General features: G+C 59.2%; 13 protein-coding genes and 1 pseudogene. 4 read left to right on the top strand and 10 right to left on the bottom strand.

Annotated features, from left to right (window positions below; all coding sequences use genetic code 11):
* Window positions 1-44: 44 nt before the first annotated feature.
* From AC1DU9_RS22905 to treP, 3 genes are all read right to left on the bottom strand, one after another.
* Entirely contained in the window at window positions 45-1,268 is a 1,224-nt protein-coding gene (locus AC1DU9_RS22905) for a maltoporin (RefSeq protein WP_457266214.1), read from the bottom strand.
* Between the two features lie 95 nt (window positions 1,269-1,363).
* Entirely contained in the window at window positions 1,364-3,013 is a 1,650-nt protein-coding gene (gene treC, locus AC1DU9_RS22900) for an alpha,alpha-phosphotrehalase (RefSeq protein ID WP_457266213.1), read from the bottom strand.
* A gap of 130 nt (window positions 3,014-3,143) precedes the next feature.
* Entirely contained in the window at window positions 3,144-4,586 is a 1,443-nt protein-coding gene (treP, locus tag AC1DU9_RS22895) for a PTS system trehalose-specific EIIBC component (protein WP_477810822.1), read from the bottom strand.
* A 237-nt stretch (window positions 4,587-4,823) separates the two neighbouring features.
* Here treP and treR point away from each other — a divergent pair, with 237 nt between their 5' ends.
* Both treR and AC1DU9_RS22885 read left to right on the top strand, forming a co-directional pair.
* Complete coding sequence (treR, locus tag AC1DU9_RS22890; RefSeq protein ID WP_457266211.1) at window positions 4,824-5,528, top strand: trehalose operon repressor; 705 nt, start codon at window positions 4,824-4,826, stop codon at window positions 5,526-5,528.
* Window positions 5,525-5,872 (top strand): annotated as a pseudogene (locus AC1DU9_RS22885) (ATP-binding cassette domain-containing protein); the annotation flags it as partial. The gene treR and the pseudogene AC1DU9_RS22885, both read left to right, overlap by 4 nt.
* Here AC1DU9_RS22885 and AC1DU9_RS22880 read toward each other — a convergent pair.
* Entirely contained in the window at window positions 5,871-6,983 is a 1,113-nt protein-coding gene (locus AC1DU9_RS22880) for a CapA family protein (protein WP_223462242.1), read from the bottom strand. The pseudogene AC1DU9_RS22885 and the gene AC1DU9_RS22880 overlap by 2 nt on opposite strands.
* 199 nt (window positions 6,984-7,182) lie before the next feature.
* On the opposite strand from AC1DU9_RS22880, the gene AC1DU9_RS22875 reads away from it, so the two are divergent.
* Window positions 7,183-8,004 carry a DeoR/GlpR family DNA-binding transcription regulator gene (locus AC1DU9_RS22875; RefSeq protein ID WP_457266209.1) on the top strand — a complete coding sequence of 274 codons (822 nt, stop codon included), beginning with the start codon at window positions 7,183-7,185 and terminating at the stop codon, window positions 8,002-8,004.
* Between the two features lie 44 nt (window positions 8,005-8,048).
* Here AC1DU9_RS22875 and otnI read toward each other — a convergent pair whose 3' ends face one another.
* The 6 genes from otnI to AC1DU9_RS22845 all read right to left on the bottom strand — a co-directional run bounded on the left by otnI (window position 8,049) and on the right by AC1DU9_RS22845 (window position 13,558).
* Window positions 8,049-8,840: a 2-oxo-tetronate isomerase gene (otnI, locus tag AC1DU9_RS22870; protein ID WP_223462240.1), complete on the bottom strand. Its 792-nt coding sequence runs from the start codon at window positions 8,838-8,840 to the stop codon at window positions 8,049-8,051.
* Window positions 8,841-8,861: 21 nt separating this feature from the next.
* Window positions 8,862-10,322, bottom strand: a complete 1,461-nt coding sequence (locus tag AC1DU9_RS22865; RefSeq protein WP_457266208.1) for a GntT/GntP/DsdX family permease — start codon at window positions 10,320-10,322, stop codon at window positions 8,862-8,864.
* Between the two features lie 214 nt (window positions 10,323-10,536).
* Window positions 10,537-11,175 carry a 3-oxo-tetronate 4-phosphate decarboxylase gene (gene otnC / locus AC1DU9_RS22860; RefSeq protein WP_223462238.1) on the bottom strand — a complete coding sequence of 213 codons (639 nt, stop codon included), beginning with the start codon at window positions 11,173-11,175 and terminating at the stop codon, window positions 10,537-10,539.
* An 8-nt stretch (window positions 11,176-11,183) separates the two neighbouring features.
* Complete coding sequence (gene otnK, locus AC1DU9_RS22855; protein ID WP_477810821.1) at window positions 11,184-12,482, bottom strand: 3-oxo-tetronate kinase; 1,299 nt, start codon at window positions 12,480-12,482, stop codon at window positions 11,184-11,186.
* A 10-nt stretch (window positions 12,483-12,492) separates the two neighbouring features.
* Window positions 12,493-13,398, bottom strand: coding sequence for an L-threonate dehydrogenase (gene ltnD / locus AC1DU9_RS22850; protein ID WP_223462236.1), 906 nt, complete (start codon window positions 13,396-13,398; stop codon window positions 12,493-12,495).
* Window positions 13,391-13,558 (bottom strand): hypothetical protein, encoded by a 168-nt coding sequence (locus tag AC1DU9_RS22845; RefSeq protein WP_223462235.1) that lies wholly within the window; start codon window positions 13,556-13,558, stop codon window positions 13,391-13,393. The genes ltnD and AC1DU9_RS22845 overlap by 8 nt, the downstream gene beginning before the upstream one ends.
* Window positions 13,559-13,956: 398 nt before the next feature.
* On the opposite strand from AC1DU9_RS22845, the gene AC1DU9_RS22840 reads away from it, so the two are divergent.
* Window positions 13,957-15,129, top strand: a complete 1,173-nt coding sequence (locus AC1DU9_RS22840) for an acetyltransferase domain-containing protein (protein WP_457266205.1) — start codon at window positions 13,957-13,959, stop codon at window positions 15,127-15,129.
* Window positions 15,130-15,249 lie beyond the last annotated feature (120 nt).

The raw sequence follows: 15,249 nt of genomic DNA, 5'->3' as shown, positions 1-15,249 counted from the left end.
TGTTCTTTGAAGTGCCGATGGAGCGCGTGCTCCGACAGCATCGCTTATTTCCACCAGTACTCGACTTGCAATCCGACGTTCGCACCATGCAGCGCCGTGCCGAACGCGCCGGTATCGGACAACGCCGAACCTTGTGCCAGTTCGTTGGCTGCACGCTTGGCCGCTTCGTTCCAGCTGGCATAGGTGTAGTACAAACGCACTTCGGGACGTTCCCAGAACCCCGGGCCTTTTGGCGACCAGGTTGGGACAAAGGAGAATTTACTCAACTTGCGCGTACCTCCTGGGGCCTCGACCTGATCGTGTCCCAGCTCAGTCACCAACTTGAATTGGTCAGTGATCGCGTAAGCCGGGCGAACGCCCAGGGAAATCCAGTTCTGGCCGTTACCGTCCGGGCGGATATCCTTCTGATAGACCGCTTCGACCTGACCACCAAAACGCGGTGTCACTTGCCAGTCGAAGAACTCCACCAGCCGGTAGCTCTTGTTGCTGTCGTCCAGGCCCACATCGCCGGTGTAACCCAACCCGGTGCCAGGCCCTTCGCCGTATTGCAGCGCCAGTTTGTTCTTACCGCCGAGGAAGTCTTTCTGCACATGCTGGGCGGTGATGGCCCAACCTGCGTGCGCATCGCTGCGGTCAGGTTTTTCGATGTAACTGAGGCCAAACTCCAGTTCACCGCCGGGGTTGGTCTGAAAACCTGCGACGTTGAAATCCTGCCGGGTGACATAATCCTTCTGGTACAGGTTGTCCTTGCGCGAAAAGGCGTAGCTGTATTTCAGGTCGCCGATCTTCACATCCTCGATACCACCACCCGTCGCGCTCTGGTTCCAGTAGTAGAAGTCGGAAATATGGATGTCGTTTCGTTTGTAATAACGCCGCCCGACCCACAACGAACCACCATTGAGACTCGGCAGGTTCGACCATTGTGCATACATCTGCGGCATGCGCACCGAGCCGTTATCACCGTTGAACGTCAGGTCTTTGTCGTACTGGTTGTACAACGAAGCCATGCCGTCGACGCTCAGCACCGAGCCGTCGTCCAGGGAGTACACGTCCTGACGCAACTCCAGCTCGGCGTATTGCTCGCATTCGTTGCCCAAGCGGTATTTCGACTGAGCACCCTGCAGTTGAAAACACTGCTGAGGACCGCTGTTGACCGAGGTCCCGACGCCGCTACGCAAATAGCCGGCGAACTCCAAAGCCTGGGCCGAGAACGGCAACATCAGGCATGCGCACGATGCTGCAAGTTTGCGATTAATTATGGTTTTCAAGAGCCACCTCATTATTTTTATTGTGCTCATCCGGTAAAATCTGCGCGCAAGAAACCCCACGCAGTGCTCTGCGCGTTGTTTGAAGAGCGTGTTTTTTAGTGGTCGGTCAGGTGCAGGACGAACGACTCGTACGGCCGCAGGAACAGCTGCCGACTACGTGTCACACAATCCGGGAAGTTGCTGATCACCAGGCGTTGCAACATGCAGTCGGTGATTACCCGCTCCGGCAACTCGACTTCACACGCCGTGCCATAGAAGTTATTCACCACCAGCAGACGCTCGCCTTCGCCTTCACGCAGGTACACCCAGACCTGCGGGTGCGTGGGCAAGAGCTGGCGATACACGCCGTCCTGAATCAGCGGTTCGCTGTGGCGCAGGGCAATCAACTGGCGATAGTGGTGCAGCACCGAAGTCGTGTCGTCGAGTTGGTTTTCGACGTTGATCTGCGTGGCGTTGGCCGGCACGCCGATCCATGGTTCGGCACTGCTGAAACCGGCATTGGGTTGCGTGTTCCAGTGCATCGGGGTGCGACTGTTGTCGCGGGATTTCTGCATGATCGCGCTCATGCTCGATGCCTCGGACTCCCCGGCATCACGCTTGAGCCGGAAGATGTTCAGCGTCTCGACATCGCGGTACTGCTCGATGCTCTCAAAGCCCGGGTTGGTCATGCCCAACTCTTCACCCTGATAAATGAACGGCGTGCCCTGAAGAAAATGCAGCGCGGTGCCGAGCATCTTCGCCGACACCACGCGGTGTTCGCCGTCATCACCAAACCGCGAAACCACTCGCGGCTGATCGTGGTTACACCAGAACAGCGCATTCCAGCCGCCACCGGCCTGCATGCCGGTCTGCCAGTCGGAAAGGATGCGCTTGAGTTCGAGGAAGTCGAAGTCAGCGCGAACCCACTTCTGCAAGTTCGGGTAATCAACCTTCAGGTGATGAAAGTTGAAGGTCATCGACAGTTCTTTCGAGTCCGGCCGCGAGTAACGAATGCAATGTTCCAGGCTGGTGGAGGACATCTCGCCGACGTTGATCAGGTCATGGCCTTCGAAGACTTCGCGGTGCATTTGCTGCAAGTAGTCGTGCACGTTCGGGCCATCGGTGTAGAAACGCCGACCGTCGCTGTTGTCCTCGGGAAAGTCCGCCGGCTTGGAGATCAGGTTGATCACGTCCAGGCGGAAACCGCCCACGCCCTTGTCACGCCAGAAGCGCATCATCTTGAAGACTTCAGCGCGCACCTGCGGATTATCCCAGTTCAGGTCGGCCTGAGTGTGGTCGAACAGGTGCAGAAAGTACTGACCGGTTTGCGCCTCGAACTCCCAGGCGGAACCGCCGAACTTGGACTCCCAGTTGTTCGGCTGATCACGCCAGATGTAGAAGTCACGGTACGGGTTATCAAGGCTGCTGCGCGCTTGCTGAAACCAGGTGTGCTCGACGGAAGTATGGTTGACCACGATATCGAGCATCAGCTTGATGCCCCGCCTGCCGGCTTCGGCGATCAGCAACTCGCAGTCAGCCATGGTCCCGTAGCTCGGGTCGATGGCGTAGTAGTCGCTGATGTCGTAGCCATTGTCGCGCTGGGGCGAACGCAGGAACGGGGTGATCCACAGACAATCGACACCCAGCCATTGCAGGTAATCGAGCTTGGCCACCACCCCGAGCAGATCGCCCGTGGGGTTGCCGGCGTGGCTGTGAAAACTCTTCGGGTAGATCTGGTAGATCACCGAACGCTGCCAGTCTTGCATGGCGTATTCCTTCAATTGATTTTGTACTGGCCCTGAGGGCCTCATCGTCGGATCGCCGCCCGGAGCGAGCTCGCTCCCACAGTTGATCGCATTCCAATGTGGGAGCGAGCTCGCTCGCGATGGCGATCTATCAGGCGACCCGGTAACCCGGCCGGACAATCTTCATGCTCAAGCCACAGGTCAAAACGAACGGCACGACCATGGCGATGACCATCCCGACCACGAACATCGGAATGAACTGCGGGATGATCGAGATGAAACCGGGCAAGCCACCGACACCGATCGCCGAGGCCTGAACCTTGTTCAGCGACAGGAACATGCAGCCCAGCGCCGAGCCGATCAACGCTGCGTAGAACGGAAACTTGTAGCGCAGGTTGACGCCGAACATCGCCGGCTCGGTGATGCCGAAATAGGCGGAAATCGCTGAGGTCGAGGCCATGCTTTTATCCCGCGCACTGCGGGTCATGTAGAACACCCCGAGCGCCGCGCTGCCTTGTGCGAGGTTGGACATGACGATCATCGGCCAGATGAACGTGCCGCCCTGCGTCGAGATCAGTTGCAGGTCCACGGCGAGGAACATGTGATGCATGCCGGTAATCACCAGCGGCGCATACAACAGACCGAATATCGCCCCGCCGACCATCGGTGCCAGGTCGAACAAGGTCACCACGCCTTCGGTGATCAGAATCCCCAGGTGACGGGTCACCGGACCAATCACGGCCAGCGCCAACACCCCGGTCACGACGATCGTGGTAATCGGCACCACCAGCAGTTGAATGGCATTGGGTACCCGCGCCCGCAGCCATTTTTCAATGACGCTCATGACGTAGGCGGCCAGCAGGATCGGCAGAATCTGACCCTGGTAGCCGACCTTCTCGATCTTGAACCAGCCAAAAATATCGAAGTACGGCAGGCTCTGGCCGTCCAGCCCGGCCACCGCCTTGCCGTAGTTCCAGGCGTTGAGCAGGTCCGGGTGAACCAGCATCAGACCCAGCACGATGCCAAGGATTTCACTGCCGCCAAAACGCTTGGCTGCCGACCAGCCGACCAGCGCCGGGAGGAACACGAACGAGGTGTTGGCCATCAGATTGATCAAGCTCCAGACACCGTCCAGCGTCGGGTAGGCCTCAAGCAGGGTCTTGCCGGCAATGAACATGCCTTTGGCGCCGATCAGGTTGTTCACCCCCATCAGCAGACCGGCAATGATCAGCGCCGGCAAAATCGGCATGAACACATCGGAGAACACCCGCACCAGACGCTGCATGGCATTGGTTTTATCGACGCCCTTTTTTTTCACGTCGGCGATGGTCGACACGGCGAGACCGGTTTGCCGCCGCAGCTCGGCGTAGACCTTTTCCACTTCGCCGGGGCCGATGACCACCTGGAACAGGCCGCCGGTAAAGAACGAGCCTTTGACCAGATCGATCTGGTTCAGCGTGGCGCTGTTGACCAGACTCGGGTCCTTGAGGGCCAGGCGCAGCCGTGTGACGCAATGCGCGGCCTGCTCGAGGTTGTCGCTGCCACCGAGGCTGTGCATCAGCTCAGTGACGATATTCGGATAGTCGTGGCTCATGCTTGTTCTTCCACTGTAGTTTTTTGTTATTGGCAGCACGCCGAAGCGAAAAGTACTCGTCTGTACGAGTTATTGCAACAACTCGTACAGACGAGTTTGATTTTGTTTATCCTGAACCCGGCAGGCGGCGATATTTCCTACCTTCGAAGTCAAAGAATCCCAAAGCCGCATAGACAAACCCCTACCCTGCCCTTAAGGTTCGAAACCTTGAGTACAGCGCGGCATAGAGCCATCCCCATGAGTAAATACAACCAGATCTACAGCGATCTGCTTGCCAGCATCACCACCGAACGACTGGAGCGCGGCGCCCGACTGCCTTCCGAAACCGAATTGATGGAGAGTTACCGGGCCAGTCGCGGTACTGTGCGCCAAGCCATAGAACTGCTTCAGGAACGCGGCTTCGCGCAAAAAATTCACGGTAAAGGCACCTTCGTGCTGTCGCCTAATCCGATCGAATTCCAGCTCGGCGGCATCGTCAGTTTCCAGGAAACCCACCCAAGGCTGGGCAATGACGTCAGCACCGAGGTGGTGGCGTTCGAACAGTTTCCCCTGCAAGGTGCCTTGCGTGAACACCTGAATGCCGAAGAAGGTAGCCTGATCACGCGGATCAAACGCGTGCGTCGAATCGATGGCAAACGGGTCATCCTCGACATCAACCACTTCGTCGCCGATCTCATTCCGGGGCTCAATTGCGAGATTGCCGAGCATTCGATCTATGCCTTCATCGAACAGACGCTGCAACTGCAAATCAGCTATGCCCAGCGCACTATCGAAGCCGTACCGCGAAGCAAGGACGACCAGCAGCACCTTGATCTTGAGGGGCAGAGCCATGTGATCGTGGTCAGCAACCAGACCTTTTTGCAGGACGGCCGGCAGTTCGAGTACACCGAGTCGCGGCATACCCTGGACAAGTTTTACTTTTCGGATGTGGCCAGGCGATGAAAGCATCGGCAGCGATCTGGAACACGTCTGTTTTACAGCTTCTTGGTTTCCAAGGGTTCGGTAACTTTCAAGTACTGAGCGACTGCTCTATCGCAATACAAAAGAGTGAAGTCGTCGTGGTGTGCGGCCCTTCCGGCTATGGCAAATCAACGCTGATCAAAACGGTAAATGCACTGGAGCCTTTCCAGAAAGTCGAAATTGTTGTCGACGGTATCAGCCTCCCGGACCCGAAAACCAACCTGCCCAAGCTATGCAACCGGGTTGGCATGGTGTTTCAACACTTCGAGTTGTTTCCACGCCTTTCCGTGACGCAAAACCTGACGCTCGCCCAGATGAAGGTGCTCACCAACGCAACTCAAAGGCATTTTTCGCRCCCGGCTGGATGCTGCTGCCCAAGCGTGCACACTCGCGAGAAAGGGTGTCGTGCAGCCATTGACGGTCATCCCCTTCGGCGCGACAGAGGCGAAAGCGCCGCAAGCGGGTGGGTATCAAGTCCAGCGACTGCAGGTGCCCGCCCGGGTCCAGCGAGGCAAAGTATAGAAGCCCCAGGTCGCCGCGAAAGGCTGTGTAACCCTCGATGCCTTCGTAATCGTTCAGAAGATCACCGCAGCCATAGAGAATCAGGTGTTCGCGGTACACCTCGATGCCTTTGACGTGGTGCGAGGAATGCCCGTGCACCACGTCAACTCCGGCCTCGTCGATCAAGGCATGAGCGAACCGGACTTGCTCGCGCGGGATATCGAACCCCCAGTTGCCGCCCCAATGAATGGAGGCGACCACCAGATCCCGCGGTTTTTTGCCCTCGAGAATCCGTTTGGCCACATGGTGCAGGCTTTGCATCGACAGATCCTCCAGCCGCGCGACGCCCGCGCCCTTATCCGTGGCGGCCCAGTCCGACGCAATGCCGCTGTCGGGTGCGCCGAGGCCAAACACCAGCAAGCGCCGCCCGCCAGGCAGCAGCAACACGGCAGGCGCTTCGGCAGATTGCAGGTTGTGCCCGGCGCCGGCGCTGCATATACCATTGCTCGCCAGGGTCTCCAGCGTATCGGCCAGGCCGGCTGCCCCCCAGTCCAGCACATGGTTGTTGGCCAGCACGCAGCAGTCGATGCCGGCTGCGCTGATGGCCGGGAAGTTCTCCGGGCTCATGCGGTAATTGATGCCCTTTGGCTCCGGTCGTCCGCGGCGGGACACCGCAGTTTCCAGATTGATGATGCGTGCGTGTGGCTGGCGAAGTTCGAACTCATCCAGCGCAGCGCCCCAGACATAGGTGAAATCGACTGGGCGGGGAATCGAACCATTGATTCGTTCTGCCAGCCGGACGTAATCGCCGGCATTCTTGACGTAAGCTTCGTAAAGCCGCGGATCGCCAGGATGCGGCAGTACTGCGTCGATGCCGCGAGCAGTCATGACGTCGCCGCAGAGAAACAGCTTAAACGTATCGGTAACAGCTGCCATGGCACCCTCCCGAATATAAGTCGGGGGGATGTTTCCATCCCCCGGCTTATTATTACGCTGACATGTGAACAGGTAGAAACAAGCGTTTTACGCAGGGCTAATGGCCTCTATGCCCCATCCCGCTACTGATCCGGCCGCAGATTCGCTACTATGATTCCCCGCCTTCCTTGTCTGCGGATTTCTTCATTCTGGAGCCCGAATGCCTAGTCAAAAGGACATCGCCGCCGAAAGCGGCGCACCGATGATCCCTGAGCAGCGCCGTGAATTGATGCTGCGCCAGTTGCGCAAGCATCAGGTGCTGAGCGTTCATCAATTGATGGAAATGTTCGACTGTTCGCACATGACCGTACGCCGCGACATTGCGTTGCTGGAACAGGAAGGTCGTGCTTACTCGGTAACGGGTGGGGTGCGGATTGCCAGCCAGCTGCACAGTGAGCCCAGCCATCAGACCAAGGCGGTGGTCGAGTTGCCGCAGAAGCAGGCCATGGCCAGGCTCGCCGCCCGGCTGCTGCATGCCGACATGACGATTTACCTGGATGCGGGAACCAGCACGCTGGAAATTGTCCCCTACATCAAGGCGCTGTCCGGCATGACCGTGGTGACGAACGACTTCGGCATTGTCCAGGCGCTGATCGAAGCGCCCCATGTCACGGTGATTCATACCGGCGGGCAACTGGATCACTCCAATCAATCGTGCGTGGGCGGCCTGGCGGTTGCCACCTTGCGTCAGGTCGTCACCGATATCGCGTTCATATCGACCAGCTCATGGGATTTGCGTCGCGGCCTCACCACGCCTTCGGCGCTGAAGGTTGAGGTCAAGCAAGCCGCGATGCAATCGGCTGCGCAAGTGGTGCTGGTGGCCAGCAGTTCGAAATACGGCACCTTCAGTATGTACAGGATTGCCGGGCTCGAGCAGTTCGACATCATCCTCAGCGATGACGCGTTGACCCCTGCGGCAGCCGACGGCATCCGCAAGCAGGGTGTCGAACTGTTGCTGCCGGCTGACAATACACCGGAGTGAAACGACGGGCTCCTGCTTCCGGCGGAGCCCGTCGCCGCCCTCCTCTATAGTGCCTGGCGAGCCTTCCAGTCGCGCAACCACTGTAAACCGGCAGACGTATTGCCTCGCGGCCGGTATTCGCACCCTACCCAGCCGTCATAACCCAACTGGTCGATCAGCTCGAACAGATAGGGATAATTGACTTCCCCCAGGCCCGGTTCATGCCGGTCGGGCACGCCGGCGATCTGGATATGGCCGATACCATCGAAGTCCCGACGCAGTTTGGTGGCCAGGTCGCCCTCGACGATTTGGCAGTGGTAGCAGTCGAACTGAACCTTCAGGTTACTGGCACCCACTTCCTTGCAGATGGCCTGGGCCTGATCCTGGCGGTTGAGGAAAAAGCCAGGCATGTCTCGCGTATTGATCGGCTCGAGCAATACTGTCACGCCTGCCTTGGCCGCCCGGGCGGTGGCATAGGCGAGGTTTTCCAGGTAAACGCCGTGATGCCGTGGGCGATCGCTTTCCGACGGCAAGAGCCCGGCCATCACATGGATGCGTGAATTGCCCAGCACACCGGCGTATTCCAGGGCGCGATCAAACCCGCTACGAAATTCACTCTCCCGGCCGGGCAACGACACCGTGCCCCGCTCCCCCGCAGCCCAATCACCGGGCGGCGCGTTGAACAGTGCCTGTACCAGGCCGTTGTCGCTCAAGCGTTGCTTGAGTTCTTCCGCGCTGTAGTCGTAGGGAAACAGATACTCCACTGCTTCAAAACCGTCAGAGGCAGCGGCGGCGAAGCGATCCAGAAACTCATGTTCCGGGTAGAGCATGCTGAGGTTGGCAGCAAAACGAGGCATGGTAGCTCCTGAGATAAAGGGTTAGACAAAAGGCCAGATCAACAGGGTAATACAGAAACCCAAGGTGCCGAGCAAGGTGGTCAATACCGTCCAGGTGCGCAAACCGTCGGCCACATTCAGCCCCGCCAGCTTGGTGAAGATCCAGTAACCGGCGTCATTGATATGGGACATGGCCAACCCGCCACCGCCCATGGCCAGGCACAGCAGGGCCATGTGGTTCGGGGTGAGATTGAGGGTCGCAATCAGCGGGCTGATGATGCCGGCAGTGGTCACCAGCGCCACCGTGGTCGATCCCTGCACTGCGCGTAGTAGCATGGTCAGCAGAAAGCCCAGGGCCAGAACCGGCAGACCGGTGGTGCGCAGCATATCGGAGACCACGGCACCGATTCCGGTGTCCACCAGCACCTTGCCGAACACACCGCCGGCACCGGCAATCAGAATCACCATGGCCACACCGGGCAAGGCCGAACCGATCACGTCAGACACCTGAGTGCGGCTCCAGCCCCGACGCGAACCCAGCAGCCAGGCACACAGCAAGGTGTCGATCAGCAGCGCCACCAGCGGTGCGCCGAGCACGGTCATGATGCCGCGCAGGACCGATTCGGCAGGCAGCAACGAGGTGGACAGAGTCCCCAGCAGAATCAGAATGATCGGTAGCGCGATCAGGCTGACGATCAGGCCAAACCCTGGTGCCGGCGCTGGCGGCAACTTGGAAACGATGCTGCTGACGGACTCTTCCAGGCCCATGTGTGATACGGCTTCAGCCGCTCGCTCAGCGCTCTTGTCGTTGCCGTTGGACCAGGCGACCAGATCCTCGTTGGTGACATGCGGGCCATAGACTTCCGCACGAATATCGTCGGTCATTGGATACACCCGACGGGTCATGCGCCCGGCCACGCGGTAGCCGACATAGCAAAGGAATGCGGTGAGCGGCAGACCGAACATCAGCACGCGGCCCAGGTCCGCACCCAATTGACTGGCGGCGGCCACTGCGCCCGGGTGTGGCGGCAGAAAGGCGTGGACAGTCAACAAGGCCGCGCACATCGGCAGCGCAAACACCAACAGCGGCTTACGCGCACTTCGGGCAACACCATAGGCCAGCGGCATCAGGATGATCACGCCCACTTCGAAGAACACCGGTACCCCGACCATGAAACCGGCAATCGTCAACGCCAGGGGCGTACGCCGGTTGCCGAAACGGGTAATCAGGGTCTTGGCCAGCGCCTCGGCACCGCCGGAGAGCTCGATGATCCGACCGATCATCGCACCCAGGGCAATGATGATGGCGATATGGCCCAGGGTCTTGCCCATGCCGCCTTCGATGGTGGCGACCAGATCCGCCGGTTTCACCCCGGCCACCAGCGCCACCAGAATGCTCACCAGCATCAACGCCACGAAGGGCTGGAACTTGTACTTGAGCACCAGGAACAACAACAGCGCGATGCCCACCCCGGCAGTAATCATCAGGATTAACGGGCTCATTTCACAAACCCTCCACGCCGGGTAAATGAAAGAGTACAGCCAATGGATCTGAACATGCCGCAGTGAAGGTGAGTCATACCTGGATTTCCTGTTGTTATTGTTTTTTCAGGCAAGCCGGGGCCGTCGAGAGTCCCTGTGCGTCTCCCGGGCAGTGCCTGTGTTATCGATCTGTCGTGTTCTATCGTGTTCTATCGTTTTAAAAGAATTCAGCGCTCTACCAGTGCGCACCGAAGGTCTCTCGCAGTTCGTCCAGCGCCGCCTGATTCAGCGGTTCCGGCTTGGGATTGCTCATCAGCCAGAGTCGCGCGGTTTCCTCGAGCTCTTCCAGGGCGTAGCTGGCCCTGGAGACCGAACTCTCCCAGACCACTGGCCCAAGCCGTTCGAGCATCACGCCGCGAACACTGTTGGCCAGTTGCGCGACCTGTTCGGCAACCTTCGGCGAACCGGGTCGCTGGTAGGCAATCAACGGGATATGTCCGACTTTCATGACCTGATATGGCGTCAGCGGCGGCAAAATGTCGTTCGCCTGCCAGACACCTGCGAGCGTCAACGCCACCAGATGGGTGGAGTGGGTATGCACCACGCCGCCGACATTCGGGTTGCGGTCATAGACCTGGCGATGCAACGCAAGGGTCTTCGAAGGCTTGTCGCCGGACACCCATTCGCCGGCCAGATTGACCTTGGCGATGGTCGCCGGATCGAGGCGCCCGAGGCAGACGTCCGTCGGCGTGATCAACCAGCCGTCATCCAGGCGCGCGCTGATATTGCCGGCGCTGCCAACGGTGTATCCGCGCTCGTAAAGGCTGCGGCCAACCTCACAGATTTCTTCGCGCAGGGCGTTCTCGTTGCTCATTGCGCAGCTCATTGTGCACCCCCGGCCCGGGCGAGTTGGTTCAAGGCTTTACTGAAGAAATCCCGGCCACCGAAGTTGCCCGACTTGAGAGCCAGCGCTAAAGGTTCGTCGGTATTGCTGACAGTCGCCGGTACACCCGGATCGATCTGCGCGCCGATTTGCAGCAGCTGCACGCCCAGTGCCTGAACCACAGCGCCCGAGGTTTCTCCGCCGGCGATCACGAAACGGCGCACGCCGCTCTGGCGCAGACCCTGGGCAATTTCGCCAAAGGCGTTTTCCACCAGGCTACCGGCCTGCTCGACGCCCAGTTGCTGTTGCACCAACTTGACCTCATCCGGTGAGCTGGTGGCGTAGATCAATACGGTTTGCTCGTTATCACGGGCAAAGGCCAAGGCTTGCGCCACCACCGGTTTCCCCGCCGCCAAGGCCAACGGATCAATCCGCAAAGCCGGCCGGCCGGCTTCGAGCCAGGCGGCCACTTGCCCATTGGTGGCGATCGAAGCACTGCCGGCCAACACCACTTCCCCGCCGGACACCGCCGGAAGTTTCGAGGCGTCGAGATCGCGCAGTTTGCCGGCGCGACGGAAGTTTTCCGGCAGGCCCAGGGCCAGCCCCGAACCACCCGTCAACAGCGGCAGATCGGCGCAGGCGGCACCGAGGGTGTACAGATCGCCGTCCGACAAGGCATCGGCGATGGCCATGCCGACACCTTGAGCCCTCAGCTCTGCGATGCGCGCCCGCACCTGCTCTGTGCCGCGGGCAATGGTGTCGTAGCGCAACAGGCCGACATTCAGGCGGGTTTGCGATTGCAGCACGCGAACCAGGTTGGCATCGGTCATCGGCGTCAGCGGGTGGTTTTGCATGCCCGACTCGCTGAGCAACTGATCCTGCACAAACAAGTGACCGCGAAAGATCGTCCGGCCATTCTCCGGGAATGCCGGGCACGCCAGGGTAAAGTCGCTACCCAGTGCGGCCAGCAGTGCTTCGCTGACCTGGCCGATATTGCCGGCCGCGGTGGAGTCGAACGTCGAGCAATATTTGAAAAAGATCTGCTCGCAGCCTTGCTCGCGCAGCCATGCCATCGCAGCGAGGGACTGCTCGACTGCTTCGGCGACCGGTGTGGTGCGCGACTTCAGGGCAATGACGATCGCATCGGCATCAAGCCCGGCAGCCACTTCCGCGCTCGGGATGCCAATGCTTTGCACGGTGCGCATACCGCCGCGCACCAGCATGTTGGCAAGGTCCGTGGCGCCGGTGAAATCGTCGGCGATGCAGCCCAAAAGCGGGCGTGCGGTGGAGGTAGTCATGGGGTGTTCCTCAAACAGGCTCAGGCTTGGCAGTCGGCAATTCGATGCCCGGGAAAATCTTGATCACCGCCGAGTCGTCCTCACGACCGAAGCCGGCACTGGAGGCCTGCATGAACATCTGGTGAGCGGTGGCCGACAGCGGCAGAGGGAATTTGCTGGCCCGGGCGGTATCCAGCACCAGGCCCAGGTCCTTGACGAAAATATCTACCGCGGACAACGGCGTGTAGTCAGCCTTGAGTATGTGCGGCACGCGGTTTTCGAACATCCAGGAATTACCGGCGCTGTGGGTGATCACTTCGTACAGCGCATCGGCATCGACCCCTTCACGCAGGCCCAGCGCCATGGCTTCGGCAGAAGCGGCAATATGTACACCCGCCAGAAGCTGGTTGATGATCTTGACCTTTGAACCAAGGCCATGGACGTCACCCAGGCGATACACCTTGCCGGCCATACCCGCCAGGATCGACTCAGCCTTGATATAGGCGTCGGCCGGGCCCGAGGTCATCATGGTCATCTCGCCAGCGGCAGCCTTGGCCGCGCCACCGGAAATCGGTGCATCCAGATACAGCAGGCCCAACGCGGCCAGGCGCTGACCAAGATCCACGGCGTAAGTCGGAGCGACTGTGGCGCAGCCGATCACCAGGCTGCCCGGCCGCAGAGAGGCCACGGCCCCACCCTCACCAAACAATACGGTCTCGGTCTGCTCGGCGTTGACCACCACGGTAATGACCACGTCACACTCAGCGGCCATGTGCGACGGTGACAGGCAAGCCACACCGCCCTCCCCGGCGAACTGCTCTGTTACGGCAGTGCGCACATCACAGGCATGCACATTGAAACCGCTGCGCAACAACGAGCGGGCAATGCCCAGCCCCATCGCGCCCAGACCGACCACACCGACATTCTTGTTATTCATGGGGTACTCCAGAGGAAAGCAGCGACTGCTTCCACGCCTGCAAGGCGCAAATATTGGCCGCGTTGTAGATACGGTTTCGACAGACAGAATCAGCACCGGGCGAATCAACCACATGAGGGGCGCTGTCGTTCAGGACGTGAGTCGGGATCTCATCGAACATCAAGGCAATCCTGTTTTTGTCGTGTTATCAGGTTGTCATACCGGCTGATGAAGATCATCTACCAGTGATCAGATTATGTGAAGTATTTTTTTCACATAACATTTTTTAACACGGCTTTCGCCATGCAGAAAAGAAGAGATGCTTCACTGGCCTCGGCCAGCCGGCGAACTGGGTCGTGGTCGATATCCTGCGTTCCGAGGGCGGTGTGATGGTCGAACACCGGGATGTGATTCAGGATGAGGCGAGGCGCGAAAGTTCCGCCGGCGGGTACTCTGTGGTGACCAGCTATCACACAATCAAGCGGTCGCTTTTGGTGATAGCGATATGTTATAACATGTGAGCATATACGCTGTCAGTCGCCCCTGGCACGCCCCTTCACTCCCTGCTTGCGACATTCGATGACAATTTCTACTCACATCCCACCCATCACACGCTTGAACCAACGCCTGCTGTCCATTGATGCCCTGAGGGGATTGGTAATCCTGCTTATGCTGCTGGATCACGTGCGCGAAACGTTCTTTTTGCACCGTCAGGTAGCAGACCCGATGGACATTGAGTCCACTGAGCCGGCGCTATTTTTCAGCCGCACACTTGCCCATTTGTGTGCGCCGGTTTTCATACTGCTCACTGGACTTTCCGCTTACCTGTATGGCCAAAAGCACCAGGGCAAGGGCGATGTGTCAGCCTTTTTGTTCAAGCGCGGTCTGTTCCTGGTACTGCTGGAGTTCACCCTGGTGAATTTCGCCTGGACATTTCAGTTCCCACCTACGGCAATTTACATGCAAGTGATCTGGGCCATTGGCATCTGCATGATTGCCCTGGCCGGACTGGTCTGGTTACCCAGGCCCATTCTGTGCTGCCTGGGTCTGGTGATCGTGGCCGGGCACAATCTGCTGGATGATGTGCACTTCGCGACGGGCTCGCCAATGCATATACCTTGGGCGATTCTGCATGATCGCGGCTGGATCGGATTCTCCGACGGCTTGCGTCTGCGCACCTCTTATCCTGTACTGCCGTGGATCGGTGTGATCGCTCTTGGATACAGTATCGGCCCTTGGTTCGCTGGCCAGGTTTTGGCTGCGGAGCGTCAACGTGCTCTGCTAGTTGCAGGGGCCGGGACATTGATCGGATTTGTCGCACTGCGTGCAGTCAACGGTTATGGCGAGGTGCATTGGGTCGCCCATGAAGGCCTCACACAAACCCTCATGAGTTTCTTCAACATCACAAAATATCCACCTTCCCTGCTGTTCCTTTCGCTGACCTTGGGCATGGGCCTGTTACTGCTTCGTGCCCTGGAACGGGCTCAACAACGCCAGTGGGTCAATGCATTGGCAGTGTTTGGCGCGGCGCCGATGTTCTTCTACTTGCTCCACCTTTACGTACTCAAGGCGCTGTATCTGGTCAGCGTGGCGTTGTTCGGATTGAACCGGGGGATTTTTTTCGGCTTCGACAGCATTTGGGCTGTGTGGCTGACGGCGGTGATCCTGGCTTTATCCCTGTATTTACCCGTGCGCTGGTTCGCGGCATTGAAGGCACGCCGTCGCGATATCGGATGGCTCAAATATTTCTGATCAGGACATGTGGTCAAAAAGGGGCGCCTGGAGAGTAGTGCCTGTCAGTTAAGCCCCGGACCTTGTGGGAGCGAGCTTGCTCGCGATGACGGTTGGACAGTCACACAAGGGGTGCCTGAC

Source organism: Pseudomonas sp. P4_C1 (genome assembly GCF_056402155.1).
Note: the sequence above shows the minus strand (reverse complement) of the source record. Positions and strands in the feature narration are given on the sequence as shown.